The sequence below is a fragment of the Rubripirellula reticaptiva genome (assembly GCF_007860175.1).
GTDB classification, from domain to species: Bacteria; Planctomycetota; Planctomycetia; order Pirellulales; family Pirellulaceae; genus Rubripirellula; species Rubripirellula reticaptiva.
The window spans coordinates 625,796-640,583 of sequence record NZ_SJPX01000003.1 but is presented as its reverse complement, the minus strand read 5'-3'; the positions used below and the strand labels follow the sequence as shown (position 1 = coordinate 640,583).

Sequence of the window (14,788 nt, the reverse complement as noted above, 5' to 3'; positions counted from 1 at the left end):
TTACTCGCACCATCTACTCGCAATGTCTCAACACTCATAATCGATCTCACCACATGAGCGCGCCCGCCTCCCCATCGGCACACAGCTTTTTCATGCGACACGAGTTTGCGATTCGCCGCATTCATTCGTTGTTGGGCATCGTTCCGCTTGGTCTGTACATGTGCGTTCACCTGACGACGAACGCCAGTTTGATCAGCGGGTCCGACATGTTTCAACGAGCCGTGTATTTGATCCACAGTCCGGGGCAATTGCTGCCGGTAATTGAGTGGGGTGGAATATTCTTGCCGCTGTTGTTTCATGCGATCATCGGAGTTTGGATCGCCAAGACGGGGCGTTCCAATAGCGACCACTACAAATTCACCAACAACCGCCGCTACGTTTGGCAACGGGTGACGGGCATCATCGCCCTTGTGTATCTGTTTTTTCACGTTCTACACCTGCACGGTTGGCTGCACGCTCACGTTTGGTTGAGCGTGATTCAGCCGATCGGTTTCGGTGCGTTCTCGCCTTACAACGCCGCCAGTTCATTGGTTCAAGCGATGGAAGGCTACCTATGGCCGGCGTTTTACCTGGTCGGAATGTTGGCCTGCGTGTACCACTTGGCCAACGGTTTGTGGACTGCCGGGATTACTTGGGGACTTTGGATTTCACCAAACGCACAAGCTCGTGCATCGAAAATCTGCACGGTGTTTGGCGTACTGATAGCGTTCATCGGGACCACAGCTTGGTGGGCCGCAGTCGCGCCGGGTGAAAAAGAGATTGCCGAATACCGACAGATTGAAGACCGCATGTATGAAGCCTCGGTCGAGTCTGGTTGGATCCCCGAAAACGAAGAAAAACGCTCGAAACGGGATACCCAAATTACGGGTGGCGAAGTCGTCGAAATTGAACTGGTAGAGACTGAGTAGCCGGTTGGCAAGTCAGAGAGCAGCCAGGTGATGGCTGTTATTTTGCCTCGAAAATCGCGGTTATCACCGAGTAAAACAACAGCGTGCAGATCCAAAGTCTGCAAAATTGAACTCAACGTCAGATATTGAAAACGGTTAGGAACAGCATCCCATGTCAGAACATCGCGTAGTGGTTATCGGTGGCGGTTTGGCAGGCCTCGCATCGACCATGAAATTGGCCGAACTGGGTGTCGCGGTCGACCTGCTAAGTCTGACTCCTGTAAAACGCTCGCACAGCGTCTGTGCGCAGGGCGGGATCAACAGTTGCAATGATCAGACTCGACAGCTTGGCGACAGCGAGTGGAATCACTTCGACGATACGGTTTATGGCGGTGACTTCCTGAACCATCAACCGCCAGTCAAAGAAATGTCCGACTGGGCCCCCAAGATCATCGAATTGATGGACCGCTTGGGTGTTCCTTTTAACCGCACGGATGAAGGTTTCTTGGACCGCCGACGTTTTGGCGGCACTCTTTACAAGAGAACCGCATTCGCGGGTGCGACCACCGGTCAGCAGTTGCTTTACGGCTTGGACGAACAAGTGCGCCGCCGCGAAAGTGAAGGCCTGGTCAAGAAGTACGAATTCTGGGACTTTTTGGGACCAATTTTGGATGACGAAGGCCGTTGTCGCGGTGCAGTCGCTCAGGACATGGTGTCGATGAAGATTCGAGCCTTTCCAGCGGATGCGATTGTTGTCGCAACAGGCGGTTGTGGCCTGATCTATGGCCGTAGCACGATGAGCGTTTTCTGCACCGGTAGTGCAGCGAGCCGTTGTTTCCAAGCGGGTGCCAAGTACGGTAACGGCGAATTTATCCAGGTCCACCCGACCGCAATCCCGGGCAGCGACAAGCTGCGTTTGATGAGCGAATCGGCTCGGGGCGAAGGCGGCCGAGTATGGGTGCCGCGGACTCCGCAGGACCCACGCGAGCCGAATGACATTCCAGAAAACGAACGATATTACTTCCTCGAGGAACGTTATCCGACGTACGGCAACTTGGTGCCGCGGGACATTGCGACTCGAGAGATTTTCGATATCTGTGTCAACGAAGGACTCAGCATCGAATCAGATCGCATGTCAGTTTACTTGGACCTGACGCACATTCCGAAAGCTGAACTTGATCGCAAGCTCGGTGGCATCTTGGAAATCTATGAAAAGTTCCAGGGCGTTGACCCACGAATCGAGCCGATGCGAATCTTCCCGGCCGTCCACTACAGCATGGGCGGATTGTGGGCCGATTATGTAAAGAGCTCCAGCGGCGGGATGGAAGCTGGTGCCCCGCGAAATCATATGACCAACATCCCGGGTTTGTACGCGATCGGCGAATGCGATTACCACTATCACGGTGCAAACCGGTTGGGTGCGAACTCGCTGTTGTCGTGCATCTTCACCGGCCTGTTTACGGGCACGTCCATTCAAAACTACGCGGCCAGCCAGAAAGAAGGCTACAAAGATTTGTCGCCCGCGATTTCGGATGCGGCGGTCAAGAAGGAACAGGACCGTCACGACGCGTTGCTCAACGGCGATGCCTCGGCTGATGAGAACCCCTATTTGATTCACCAAGAACTCGGTGACATCATGACTCGGGTCGCGACCGTCGTTCGCCGGAACGATCAACTGTCCGATGCGATTGAAAAAGTCGACGCGCTGCACAAGCGTGCGATGAAGGCAAAATTGTCAGATACAGGCACCTGGTCCAACCAGAACGTGATCTTCACGAAAGCTCTACAGGACATGTTCCCGTTGGCGAAGACGCTGCTCAAGGGCGCGTTGATGCGAGATGAGTGCCGCGGTGCTCACTTCAAACCCGACTTTGCGAAACCATCGTTGACTTCCGAAGATCCGGTTGAACGTCGGAAGCAGGCGGAACAGTGGTGCGATGACTTCGAGGAAAACAATCGCAAGTTCCTGAAGAGCTCGATTGCGACCTGGAACAAGGACACGATGATGCCCGAAATCACCTACGAAGACGTTGACACTTCGCTGCAACCGCCACGACCTCGGCTTTATGGTTTGGTCGGAGCGGAAGACATCGAAAAGGTCTGGAATGAGCGGGCATTGGCCAAGAAGCAACAACAGCAAGCGGTTGCGGTAAACGCCTGATCGCACTCGACGACTTGATTGCGACGTAAACTCAATTACGTCGCAGAACTTGGCTGCGGTTGCCTAACCGTGACTACAGATTTTCATCAATCCAAATTCTAATTCCAACGCAGATAGGATCGACGGATGATTGCCCTCGAACCCAGCACCAAAAAACGACCTGAATTCATCAATGTCCGCGTGCGTCGCCAAGATGGTCCTGGGAAGGAGCCGTATTGGGAATTGCATAAGATCAAATATGAGCCTGAGCTCAACGTGATCACTGTTCTGATGCGTCTCGCTCAGCAAGCGAAGACGTCGGACGGCAAATCGGTTGCCCCAGTATCATGGGATTGCGGCTGCTTGGAAGAAGTTTGCGGTTCCTGCACGATGCTAATCAACGGACGAGTACGTCAAAGCTGCAGCGCACTGGTCGACCAGCTGTTGAAAGAGAATTCCGACGAAATCGTGCTCGAACCAATGAGCAAGTTTCCGGTTCTACGTGACTTGATGGTTGACCGCCAACGTTTGTTCAGCGGCCTGAAACGCGTCCAAGCTTGGGTACCAGTCGACAGCTATTACAACCTTGGACCCGGCGAACGGATTCCGCGCGAAACGCAAGAGCAGAACTACCCGCTTAGCCAGTGCATGAGCTGTGGATGTTGCTTGGAAGCGTGCCCGCAATACACGAAGATCGAATTGACGCAAGGAGCAGACGAGTCAGACGAAGCGTTCGAAGCTCGCAAAGAAGCTGAGTTCAGCGAAGGTTTCGTCGGCGCTCACGCAATCTCGCAGTCGATGCTATTCAATAACCATCCGACCGGAAAAACGCTTGCCAACGAACGATTGGACACGTTGATGGGTCCTGGCGGTGTGGCAGCCTGCGGCAACGCACAGAACTGCGTCTCGGTTTGCCCCAAAGAAATTCCGCTGACGACATCGATCGCCCGTGCCGGGCGCGCAACGACCGTGCGTGCGGTCACAAAGTGGCTCAATAAATAACATCGGCACTTAGAGATGGGGCGCGTGACCTTCAATCGGAAGGTGCCGCCCCCTCGACTTTGTTGAGTTTGACGCATTGCCATCCGCACAAATGCAGCCACCATGTGGCTAGTTGCATAGTCCCGACGAAAATCGCGGCTCCGATCGTGGACGCAATCAAGATCGCGAAAGTTTGCTCGGCTTGATTGTTCCAGAACATGGTTTCTTCGAATCGGGAAAACCCGAACAAGCTGACAATCAACATCGCGGTAAATCCAAACACCGATGCGATGACAAACCCGATGAAACGGTAACGTCGCAGTTTATTCAACCGAGTGACGATCATCGCGGTGACGGCCAACGTGCATAGCAGAGAAATGAGGGTGCATGCGAGCCCTTCATACCAAATGCTGCGATCCCGCACGAATACGCCGACAGCGAAAATCACGGACGCAATCGCAGTGAGTTCTAGGAACTGGTAGGTGCTAAGCCGAGGCAATTCCCGCGGCATCTCGCGAGCTTGCGACAATGACCATCCGCCCCACATCTGCAGCGGCAGTGTCACTGCGGTCGAAGCCACACAGAAGGAGATCACCAAGAATGGGACTCGCGGCCACACGTCACTCCATTCGATCCACGACATCTGGACGAGTCCAAAGATCAGCATCAACGTCGCCGGTGTTAGTATTGCGATCGCCGTCGCAAAACGCTTCGCTAGCGAGACGTACCACATCGACGACGTGACCGAGATCATCGCCAAACACATCAACATCGGCGCGAACGTGAACTGCACCAGCGTGATCCAGAACCCGAACACTTGATTGGTGAACCCGCCCAGCATCCAAACGCCGTGCGGCACAAAAATGGCAATCGCTAACCAACAGGAACCCAATCCGTAGAAAGCGATCCCCATGCTGAGACCGTCTTCTCGTTCCAACTCAAGAGTCCAAGCTCGCAGCAATCGGCCGCGTCGCTGATCGTACCGAACTTCGTCGCGGAACGCTTTTTCGTCCTCCGACAACCTGGTCGAACAAGACCGCTTGAACTGTTCCGACGCAAAATAATCAGCAATCGCCGCCTGATCCAAATTTGGCTCAGCCGTTTCGCTGATCGGTTGAGTGGTCATGGGTTCTCTCAATCGCCAATCTTGCTTGCTTTGCCCGCTTGCAGTCTCTCGATCGCCAAGGCCCTAGTATCCGCGTTGCGGATGTGTCTTTCAACTTCGCAGACTGGGTCGTCGACCATTTGCGAAAGACATTCCAACAGCGTCGCGGTAGCTTCGTCGTCTTTGAAGCGAATCGCGGCAGCAGTTTGTTGGCAAACAGCCGCCGATAAGGAAGATAGTTCGCGGGCGTGCTTACGAATCAAATCGACGACTGGGATCAAGTCGAGCGAGGGGTCGGACAGCAGTTTTTCGATCTGTGGCTTCAACGCCAACATCGGCATCCCACGCTGGCTAGCCGAATGCAGAGCGGCTAAAGCAATCGGGTTGATTCGCTGAGCAACCAGAGTCAAGATTTGCGGGTTGATTCGCGAATCTTCGTTAGACGTTTTTCCGAGCAGTCTTGTCGCCAAGACCACCAACTCGGAATCCTTTGAACGAGTCAATGCAAGCGCGGCGTCGGCCGCGACACTCGGAATTTGGTCGAACTTGGCAAGCGCATAGGCAGCCGCCATCGCAAACGTGGAATCGCTGCCTGCCAACCAGTTGGACAACTCGGTGGCGTCCCGGTCGCTCGATGGAATGCGGCTGGCGTCGAAGAGCAACTCACCGCCAGCGGATTCATGTTTCGAAAAATACTTCTGAGCAGCCTGGAATGTCTTCTTAGTATCCAATCGCAAACTCGAAAGCCAGGCGGGCGACGACTCACCGCGAAGCCTCGCCATCAATGCCAACGCGTACCCGATTTCGAGAGCGCTATAGTAGCCGCATCGCGACATCGACCAACCGCTGTATCCGGCCGCGTTCCAGTGTGATTCTTGCAGTGACGCCTTGCTGGCCAATACCCCCAGCCCCATCGCGATCGGCATCAACGTGGTCGTTCGTGCATGAGTATCGAGCGGCCGTGGTGCAGGCTGATGCACCCAGAAATGGTGAGCCAGTTGATTGGCGATCTCGACCACAGTTCGCAGCGGGTCCGTGGTGACTTCGCGGTGAAGCCTGATCGTGCCATTGGCGTAGGTCGACGCGAATGCAAATTCAGGATCGTCGTCGTGCAGGAACTGGATGTCGCGAATATCCACTTGCAAACAACGGCTAACTTGCTCGGCTGCGGACGCGATCAAGTTTGCAGGCGAATCCGCGTTCAGATCCAATTGTTTGATGTCGGTGATGACCTCCGCACTGACGACCACGTCAGCACCGATGACTTCGACACAGCGGCGCAGCAGCAATTCGATATCGACGCGAGCGAAAGTCGACAGCGGCGGGCGAGATTGAAAGAGTCCGAACATGCCGGAAGTGTAACGGATTGTCGCCTTCCGCAAACACTGGCTTCACGAGCAGCCTAGAACGAAACGGTTTTACGAAACCTACAAAATCCGCTCGTTATCGATCAACCGTGTAGTCCCGACACGCGCAGCTATCAGAGCCTGGGCAGGCGACCGAAGCGTCTGCATTGGCTGTAACGTGTTGGCGTCAACGATAGTCGCGTATTCGAGTTTGTCGACGCCGGCCAGACTTTTCTGCATCGCGGCTTCGAGCTTTGCGATGTCCGTCTCACCGCCACGGGCAAGTTCTTTCGCACCGCGAAGTGCAGCCGACAATGACAACGCAGATGCTCGATCGGCTGGCGAAAGGTATCGATTCCGGCTGCTCATCGCCAAACCATCGGGTTCGCGGATGATCCCGCCCGCGACGATCTGAATACCAAAATTCAGGTCACTGACCATCGCTTCGACCACTTTCAATTGCTGGTAGTCCTTGCTGCCGAAGACGGCATGCGTCGCTGGAATCAGGTTGAACAGCTTGGCAACGATTGTTGTGACGCCGCGGAAGTGTTCTGGTCGAGAGATACCTTCAAGCGGCAACGCAACGGCAGGCGGATCGACAAACGTACTGCATCCGTCCGGATACATTTCTGTGATCGAAGGCGAGAACACACAGACGGCGCCGGCGGCCTTCACAGCCTGACAATCAGCGTCAAACGTTCGTGGATACTTTTCCAAGTCTTCGCCAGCGGCGAACTGGGTTGGGTTCACAAAGATGGTGACGATAGTGTGGTCGCACAGTTCGACACTTTTGCGCACCAACGACACGTGCCCATCGTGCAGCGCGCCCATCGTTGGAACAACGCCCACGGTTTTGCCACGGCCACGCATCGACCAAACCAATTGGCGGACTTCATCGCCGCTGTGGATGATTTGCATGCGATCTAGAGCGACGAGGTCGCTTCGTCCAACACATGTTCGGCCACAAAGATCGGCAGTGGCGGCGAGAACGTCACAGCGATCGCGATCGCATCGCTCGGCCGAGAATCGATTTCGATGGTTTCACCGTCCTCTTTTTGCAAGACAAGCTTTGCGTAATAAGTCGCTTGGTTCAGATCGCTGATGATGACACTTTGCAGTGTCGCCCCGAGCGACTGTGCAACGGCGACGATCAGATCATGAGTCAGCGGACGTGGCGGTTCGTAGTCATCTTTGACGCGTCGGTCGATGTTGGTGGCTTCGAAGATTCCGATCAAAATCGGGAATTCACGCTGCCCATCGACTTCTTGCAAGTAGATGACTTGATTCTCGGTCAGCTCGGAAATGATGATCCGAGCAAGTTGCATTTTGACGGGCATAACGCTGGGGTAGCCAGTGAATTGAAAGAGAGAAGTGCAGTGGAGTATTGGCTTCAGTATACCATTTCTCGGTACAAATCTCGTTGCCTCCCCTCACTCCGCCAAAGTATGGCGGGTGTTTTTCAGGTGTTATTCCATAGGCGTTTACTCCACTCATCCTCAGGGAGAGCCGCCCCTCCTTGAACAGGAGGGTGAAGGAAAGCTGCACGACCTCCGCGTGAGGCGGGTAGAACTATGCGCTGTCCGATTCAAGCCGGAATATCGATACGCCGAGTGGCGGCATCGTAATTTCGATGCTGTCGGGACGACCGTGGTGACCGGCGCCAATCGTGTTCAAACCAGGGGCATTTCCTTGGTTCGATCCGCCATAGGCAATCGAATCGCTGTTGAAAATTTCTTTCCAATGACCCGACTTCGGCACACCAACGCGGTACTGTTGGCGAACGACAGGCGTGAAGTTACAGCACACCAAGACGGGTGGTGCATCATCCAAGCCTTTTCGCAGGTAAACCAACACACTGTCTTGATTGTTCATGCAATCAACCCACTCGAAGCCATCACCCGAGAAGTCCAAGTCGTGCAGTGCCTTGTTCTCGATCACGACTTTGTTCAGATCGGCAACACATTGTTGGACGCCACGGTGAGTCTCGAAGTCCAACAACATCCACGATGGACCATCGTCGTGATTCCATTCATTCCACATACCGAACTCGCACCCCATGAATAGCAAGTTCTTGCCCGGGTGAGTCCACATGTACGAATACAGCAAACGCAGGTTCGCAAATTTCTGCCACATGTCGCCTGGCATTTGCGACAGCAGCGAACCTTTGCCGTGTACCACTTCATCATGCGATAGCGGCAACATGAAGTTTTCGGTGAACGCATAGATCAAGCTGAACGTCAATTCGTTGTGGTGATACTGACGGTGAATCGGTTCGTTTTGGAAGTAACGGAGCGAGTCGTTCATCCAGCCCATGTTCCACTTGTAGGTGAAACCGAGTCCTCCGTCATGAACGGGACGCGATACGCCTGGCCAAGCAGTCGATTCTTCGGCGGCGGTAACAACACCTGGGTACTTTTCGTGAACCGCCATGTTGAATTCACGCAAGAAATCGATAGCACCTAGATTCTCGCGGCCACCGTGTTCATTCGGCACCCACTCGCCGTCTTCGCGACTGTAGTCCAAGTACAACATCGAAGCGACCGCATCGACTCGCAAACCGTCGATGTGATACTTGTCCAACCAAAACAGTGCGTTGGCGACGAAGAAGTTTCGAACTTCGTTTCGTCCATAGTTCGGGATCAACGTGCCCCAATCCGGATGCTCACCCTGACGAACGTCGGCGTGCTCATACAACGGCGTGCCGTCGAACTTGGCCAAGCCATGCGAGTCTTTGGGGAAGTGAGCGGGCACCCAGTCGACGATCACCCCAATTCCGTTTTGGTGCAAGTGATCGACAAAGAACATGAAATCATCGGGCGATCCGTGACGGCTGGTCGGCGCAAAGTATCCAACCGCTTGATAGCCCCACGATCCGGTGAACGGGTGCTCGTTGATCGGCATCAGTTCAACATGCGTGAAGTTCATCCGCTTGCAATAATCGGTCAAGCGTACGGCGAGGTCACGATAGTCCAACCAACCGTGAGTCCGTCCCGGGCCTTTTTGCCAACTGCCCAAGTGAACTTCATACACGTTCATTGGCTCGTGCATCGGATTCCACTGACGACGTGAATCCATCCACTCGTCATCCGACCAAGTGTGCTTGGTCAGGTCGACCACGATCGAAGCAGTCAGCGGTGGCAACTCGGCGGCGAAACCGACGGGATCCGATTTGTCGACCCAGTGACCATTCATGTCGTGCAAACGGAACTTGTAGCGATCGCCGGCTTGAGCAGTTGGAACGAACAGTTCCCAGATGCCAGAATCGCTACCGCGGGCGACGTGCGAGCGACCGTCCCAGCCATTGAAGTCACCAACGATTTGCACCGACCGAGCGTTTGGTGCCCAGACTGCAAAGTTGACACCTTTGACTCCCTCGACCGTGCGAAGCTGCGCACCGAGCCGTTCGTAGAGTTGATGGTGCCGGCCTTCGCCGATGAGGTACCGGTCGAAGTCGGTCAGAATCGAAGGTGCTGCGTAGGGGTCTGGCATATCAATCATCTCGCCGTCTCGGTTGGTCATCTGGATGCGGTAGGGTGAAGCGGTCAAGGCTGTCAAACTAGATGTTAATGTACTTTTGGTCCCCCTATCTTCGCCCGCTCGATCGCACGCGTCGACAGGGGCGGCCTGGTCGGTTGCCATAGTGGTGCAGATTGCCTCGAAAAAGCCGCCTGGATGGAGTTTCCGCATCGGCCGCCGTGTTCCGCTGGCATTGTCGATAATCCATGCCGCGTGGGCATCCGGCAGGAAACTTCGCACAGCGATCGCGGACTCACCACGGTAATCGATACGGTGTGGCCCCAGCACGCTGCTGGGATTCTCGTGAGTTCCGTTGATGAGGCGTCCGATGCTGGACAGCGAAACTTGAGTTTGCATGGGGAGGCAGTTCGAAGTTAACAGGTAGGTAAGGAATGTGGCAAATGTCAGTCGCTGGAACTTCGCGAGTGATGACTTGGAAGATCGTGACTTAGGAAGAACACAGATCGGCGGCTGAAAAACGGCGGCGCGCAGTCGCGGCCTCGGACGTCTCGGCAGTTCCCATCAACCAACGTCGCAGTTGATCTTTGGGTCCGCCGTTGGATTGGCCGGCTTGTCGCGTTCGACTTGGAACACCCGCGTGTCCTTTATCGATTCGCAGATTCAGTTGGCCACCTGACGTTTCGAGATCACGTCGAACCGGTGCAGTGGGTTCAACATTGCTGACCAAACGTGACGAAACCAAACAAGCTTCGACACGATGAATCGAAAGTGCTCGGTCAACACGGCGCCAAAGATCGGCATGCTGAACGTCGATACGGCGCCCGAAGTGTTCCCAAACAAAGTTGTTCTCACGCCAACGCGGCAGCGAATCCGACAACGACCGAATCAGGTAGCGGTTCGTGCTAAGCAACGTGACTCGTGATGCGCCTTCGATGGATTCAAGTCCCCGAACCGTCGCCAACAAAGTTAGCCGGTTCAAGTCACCGATTTCATCGTCACTGGCTTCGAGAACCAATTCGCCATCAGCCGATTCAAGTGTGAATCGCCAACTGCCCTGATTCAATTCAATGGATTGAGCCTGGCAAACCAATAGGTATTCGGCACAAGCGTCAATCGGTTTCGAATCGTTCGCGAGTCGGTCGTCAGATGCGTGATCGGGCGTGGGGATAGCGTTCACAGAAATCAATCCGGTTACGATGGGTCTGGCGTGCAACCAACGACTCGCCGTCGTCATTGGCCACACTTAATCTGGAAAACTCCGATCCATCGGAAATTCAACGACAAGGTTCTGTGATCACGAAATGCAGGATCGTGAACTCAACAACGGAAGTCGTGCTAAGTACCTGTTCGGTAAACTCTACCCCTTCATTAAAGATTGACTGAAAGAAAAACCCTGGGTTGTTTGACAAGTGGCGAATCGAAACCTATATCCGGCACGACCGGACAAAGCTTCGACTTGCCTTGTTCGGAACTTGTCAGTTCTCGCCGCGGATCTCGTCCATCCATGGTCAACCGTATTCCGATCGCTTAAAACCTGCGTTTCGCGTTTCCCGTTCCCCGATCAAAGAATTCACCGATGACGAAGTCTGATTTTGGCCCGACGGACGCAGTGGTGGGTGTCATCATGGGCAGCCGCAATGATTGGGAAACAATGCGTCACGCGTCTGAAATCCTTGACGAATTGGGCGTCAAGCACGAAAAGCACGTCGTGTCGGCTCACCGTACGCCCGCTCGTATGGTCGCGTACGCAAGCGGTGCGGCCGAGCGAGGATTGAAAGTCATCATTGCCGGGGCCGGCGGAGCGGCTCACTTACCTGGCATGGTCGCTTCGGAAACGAATTTGCCGGTCATCGGGGTTCCTGTACAAAGCCGCGCGTTGCAGGGACTCGATTCGCTTTTGTCGATTGTTCAAATGCCGGGTGGAATTCCGGTGGCAACGATGGCGATTGGAACATCCGGTGCAAGAAACGCTGGTATCCTGGCGGCACGGATCCTGGCACTGTCGGACGACACGCTGCGAGCGAAGTTAGACTTGTTTGTCCGGAAACAAACCGACGCGGTCTTGGACTCAGCCGACCTGTAAGAATCGACATGATTGTGAATACTGACAAAACAAAGATGAAAACGATCCTGCCCGGTTCTACGATCGGCATGGTCGGCGGCGGACAACTTGGCCGCATGTTTGCGATGGCTGCCGCGTCGATGGGTTACGACGTTGTGATTTTTTGCGAAAGCGTCGATACTCCTGCCGCGCAGGTTGCTACGCGCAGTGTGGTCGGAAAACTAGATGACAAAGACGCGATCGATGCGTTTGCGGCTCAGTGCAATGTCATCACGTTAGAGTTTGAAAACATCCCAGCTGAAACGATTGCCCGTTGCAGCCAGTTTGCACCGACATTCCCATCGTCGTCAGTGTTGGCCGCAGCTCAGGATCGGCTGGTCGAAAAGTCAACGCTGCGAAACGCCGACTTGTCGGTGACTCCGTTCGCGGAAGTCAAAGACGCGGCAAGCTTAGTCGCGGCAAGCCAAACGTTGGGTTGGCCGCTAGTCGTTAAGACGGCCCGCAGTGGTTACGACGGCAAAGGCCAATACAAAGTTGAAACAGCCGACGACGCAGACACTGTTCCTTGGTCTTCGTTTGATTCGTGGATCGCTGAAAAATGGGTCCCGTTTGATTGCGAAGTCTCGGTCGTGGTCGCGCGTCGACATGACGGCGTCAGCGAGTGTTTTCCGGTGTTCGAAAACTCGCACGCCAACCATGTGTTGGACGTTTCGGTAGTCCCTGCTACCGTGTCCCAGGCGATCGAGAATGAAGCACGTCGAATTGCGACGATCGCCGCCGAGACGCTGGACGTGGTCGGATTGTTGTGCGTCGAATTTTTCGTTGCCGGTGATCAAGTGATGATCAACGAGGTCGCGCCCCGGCCGCACAATTCGGCTCACTTGACGATTGAGGCGTGCCACACCAGCCAGTTCGAACAACACGTTCGCGCCGTTTGTGGTCTGCCGCTGGGATCGACAAGCCTGCGCTGTGGCGCAGCAGCGATGGCGAACTTGCTAGGCGACCTTTGGGTCCACGATAGACGCCCGCCTGCGTGGGATTCGGTGCTGAAAGACGGCGCCGTTTCGCTGCATCTGTATGGCAAACGGACAGCAAAACCGGGCCGCAAGATGGGCCACCTGACGATCACGGCCGACAGTGGCAACGAGGCCAAAGAACGTGTGCTTGCCGCACGCAGGATGCTCAGTTAACAGCTTGCCAGCTGACTTTTACCCGAACAGTTCGCTAAACGCTTGGCGATATTCGCGGTCCGAGGTGGGGAACATCGCTTCGAATGTTTTTGCGTCGACGGCGCCACGTTGGAAACGCTGTTTCGGGAAAGCTGGCATTTCGGCGCCCGTGATCTGACGAACGCCGGATGCGACAACTTGGCCTTTTAGGTCGTACAGTTTTTCGTGATCCCAGTCCGTTAATTCAACAAACGGAATCGCCTCGGCAACTTCGATCACGTCGGGAACCGCAAACGGACTAAATCCGCGAAATCCCAGTGACGTAGCCGGTGCACTGGTTCGCACATGACCGCGGCTCTGCCCGCCGCTGTAAGTCAAAGAATGCTTGACCGCATCAACGCCCCAGCCTTCTTGATACAGCATCCGATTGCCCAGCACGCTGCGGACGGTCAGTTCCGGGTTTTCTTCGATGGGGTAGTCCTTTAGGTTTTCGTCGCCACCGTCGCCATCGATCAAGTGGATCCAATCCGGATAGCGCCGGCGAACTTCTTTCAGCAGTGCCAACCCCATCGTCGCCGACTGAACATCAAGCGGCTTGTAGTCCTCGATCACTCGCACCGCGTCTCGCCACGACACCGAAGACACTGGCACCGTGACGACTTCCAAAAACATTTCGCGATTGACCCGTTTCAAAAACTCAGCCGCTTGCTGTGAATCGGTTGAATCGGGGCCGACGGACAACGTGAACGCTTTGATTCGCGATGGCGACTGGCCGCGACGTCGGACCAGGAAATCCAACACCATCAGCACCGCGCCGCTGTCGACGCCGCCGCTGAACATCACGCCGATCGGCTCGTCTGGCGAAATCGTTTCCAGCCATCCGTCGATCGACTCGGCCAAACGTCCAATGTACGCCTGTCCAATTTCGTCAATCTTGGCGGGCAAACGATTTCGCTGGGGTGCAAAAAACCGATGCAATTTTGGGTTGGGATCCGGACAACCGACCAATTGCAGTTCCAACAGATGGTGAGCCGGCACCATTCGCGTGTAAGCCGGACGAAACTGGTCGATCAGCCCTTCTTTTTCAAGTTGCTCGGCGATCTCGTCCATCCGTTCGGCAACGATTAACGCCGGCCCTTCGGCTCGTTTGGCCAGAAAATATCGCATCGGGCGGCCAATCGAACGGGCCATGCGAAGGGTCTTGCCGGATTGTTCCAAGATCGCGAATTGACCGCCGATTCGACGAATCGCGTCGACGTTACCGCTGCGCACGGCAATTCGTGCATCATCGAAACTGGTCCCAATAAAGATGTTCCCGGCCGGATCAAGCAAGTTGACCACTCGGTCGACCAATGCCATCGGCTGACCAACCACCGGGGGGGATTCCATGTCGGCTATAGATTGTTTTGGTTGCTGAGACTCGTTACCGGCGGTTGGTTTGGAAGTCGGCATCTTTAGTCGGTTGAAAGATTGAGGTTGATTAGAATCGTGACTCGGCTTGTCCAGGTGCGACATCCGCACAAAGCTTGGAATCGGTAGGGATCAGGTAGTTTGATCCGTTTTCTTCCGAAACTCACAGTGCCACGATGACGCCAATGACCGTTTCGGTATTCTAAAGGAT

The 14,788-nt window shown here is 54.9% G+C and carries 12 protein-coding genes; 5 read left to right on the top strand and 7 right to left on the bottom strand.

What is annotated here, in order from left to right; genetic code table 11:
* Positions 1-53: 53 nt before the first annotated feature.
* From Poly59_RS15345 to sdhB, 3 genes are all read left to right on the top strand, one after another.
* Positions 54-908, top strand: a complete 855-nt coding sequence (locus Poly59_RS15345) for a succinate dehydrogenase cytochrome b558 subunit (RefSeq protein ID WP_146534974.1) — start codon at positions 54-56, stop codon at positions 906-908.
* 151 nt (positions 909-1,059) lie between these two features.
* Entirely contained in the window at positions 1,060-3,048 is a 1,989-nt protein-coding gene (gene sdhA / locus Poly59_RS15340; RefSeq protein ID WP_146534973.1) for a succinate dehydrogenase flavoprotein subunit, read from the top strand.
* Between the two features lie 126 nt (positions 3,049-3,174).
* Positions 3,175-4,029: a succinate dehydrogenase iron-sulfur subunit gene (gene sdhB / locus Poly59_RS15335; protein WP_146534972.1), complete on the top strand. Its 855-nt coding sequence runs from the start codon at positions 3,175-3,177 to the stop codon at positions 4,027-4,029.
* A gap of 31 nt (positions 4,030-4,060) precedes the next feature.
* Here the strand turns inward: sdhB and Poly59_RS15330 are convergent, their stop codons facing one another.
* The 6 genes from Poly59_RS15330 to Poly59_RS15305 form a co-directional block, all read right to left on the bottom strand.
* A complete protein-coding gene (locus Poly59_RS15330) occupies positions 4,061-5,134 on the bottom strand; it encodes a hypothetical protein (RefSeq protein ID WP_146534971.1) in 1,074 nt (357 codons plus the stop codon).
* An 8-nt stretch (positions 5,135-5,142) separates the two neighbouring features.
* Positions 5,143-6,462, bottom strand: a complete 1,320-nt coding sequence (locus Poly59_RS15325; protein WP_146534970.1) for a hypothetical protein — start codon at positions 6,460-6,462, stop codon at positions 5,143-5,145.
* A 78-nt stretch (positions 6,463-6,540) separates the two neighbouring features.
* Positions 6,541-7,377 (bottom strand): pantoate--beta-alanine ligase, encoded by an 837-nt coding sequence (panC, locus tag Poly59_RS15320; protein WP_146534969.1) that lies wholly within the window; start codon positions 7,375-7,377, stop codon positions 6,541-6,543.
* Positions 7,378-7,382: 5 nt separating this feature from the next.
* Positions 7,383-7,796, bottom strand: a complete 414-nt coding sequence (locus Poly59_RS15315) for a bifunctional nuclease family protein (RefSeq protein ID WP_146534968.1) — start codon at positions 7,794-7,796, stop codon at positions 7,383-7,385.
* A gap of 232 nt (positions 7,797-8,028) precedes the next feature.
* Positions 8,029-10,332, bottom strand: coding sequence for a 1,4-alpha-glucan branching protein GlgB (gene glgB / locus Poly59_RS15310; RefSeq protein ID WP_146534967.1), 2,304 nt, complete (start codon positions 10,330-10,332; stop codon positions 8,029-8,031).
* 91 nt (positions 10,333-10,423) lie between these two features.
* A complete protein-coding gene (locus tag Poly59_RS15305) occupies positions 10,424-11,113 on the bottom strand; it encodes a ribonuclease H family protein (protein WP_146534966.1) in 690 nt (229 codons plus the stop codon).
* 399 nt (positions 11,114-11,512) lie between these two features.
* On the opposite strand from Poly59_RS15305, the gene purE reads away from it, so the two are divergent.
* Positions 11,513-12,019, top strand: coding sequence for a 5-(carboxyamino)imidazole ribonucleotide mutase (gene purE, locus Poly59_RS15300; protein WP_246151672.1), 507 nt, complete (start codon positions 11,513-11,515; stop codon positions 12,017-12,019).
* A gap of 35 nt (positions 12,020-12,054) precedes the next feature.
* Positions 12,055-13,188 (top strand): 5-(carboxyamino)imidazole ribonucleotide synthase, encoded by a 1,134-nt coding sequence (locus Poly59_RS15295; RefSeq protein ID WP_246151671.1) that lies wholly within the window; start codon positions 12,055-12,057, stop codon positions 13,186-13,188.
* Positions 13,189-13,206: 18 nt separating this feature from the next.
* Here the strand turns inward: Poly59_RS15295 and Poly59_RS15290 are convergent, their stop codons facing one another.
* On the bottom strand, positions 13,207-14,619 hold the full coding sequence (locus tag Poly59_RS15290) for an asparagine synthase-related protein (protein WP_390621479.1): 1,413 nt from the start codon (positions 14,617-14,619) through the stop codon (positions 13,207-13,209).
* Positions 14,620-14,788 lie beyond the last annotated feature (169 nt).

Bases quoted from the DNA above. Each gene is read 5' to 3' on its own strand.
- glgB (WP_146534967.1), bottom strand. From the start codon at position 10,332: ATGCAAACTCAAGTTTCGCTGTCCAGCATCGGACGCCTCATCAACGGA.
- Poly59_RS15295 (WP_246151671.1), top strand. From the start codon at position 12,055: ATGAAAACGATCCTGCCCGGTTCTACGATCGGCATGGTCGGCGGCGGA.
- purE (WP_246151672.1), top strand. From the start codon at position 11,513: ATGACGAAGTCTGATTTTGGCCCGACGGACGCAGTGGTGGGTGTCATC.
- Poly59_RS15345 (WP_146534974.1), top strand. From the start codon at position 54: ATGAGCGCGCCCGCCTCCCCATCGGCACACAGCTTTTTCATGCGACAC.
- Poly59_RS15315 (WP_146534968.1), bottom strand. From the start codon at position 7,796: ATGCCCGTCAAAATGCAACTTGCTCGGATCATCATTTCCGAGCTGACC.
- panC (WP_146534969.1), bottom strand. From the start codon at position 7,377: ATGCAAATCATCCACAGCGGCGATGAAGTCCGCCAATTGGTTTGGTCG.
- Poly59_RS15325 (WP_146534970.1), bottom strand. From the start codon at position 6,462: ATGTTCGGACTCTTTCAATCTCGCCCGCCGCTGTCGACTTTCGCTCGC.
- Poly59_RS15290 (WP_390621479.1), bottom strand. From the start codon at position 14,619: ATGCCGACTTCCAAACCAACCGCCGGTAACGAGTCTCAGCAACCAAAA.
- sdhA (WP_146534973.1), top strand. From the start codon at position 1,060: ATGTCAGAACATCGCGTAGTGGTTATCGGTGGCGGTTTGGCAGGCCTC.
- Poly59_RS15330 (WP_146534971.1), bottom strand. From the start codon at position 5,134: ATGACCACTCAACCGATCAGCGAAACGGCTGAGCCAAATTTGGATCAG.
- sdhB (WP_146534972.1), top strand. From the start codon at position 3,175: ATGATTGCCCTCGAACCCAGCACCAAAAAACGACCTGAATTCATCAAT.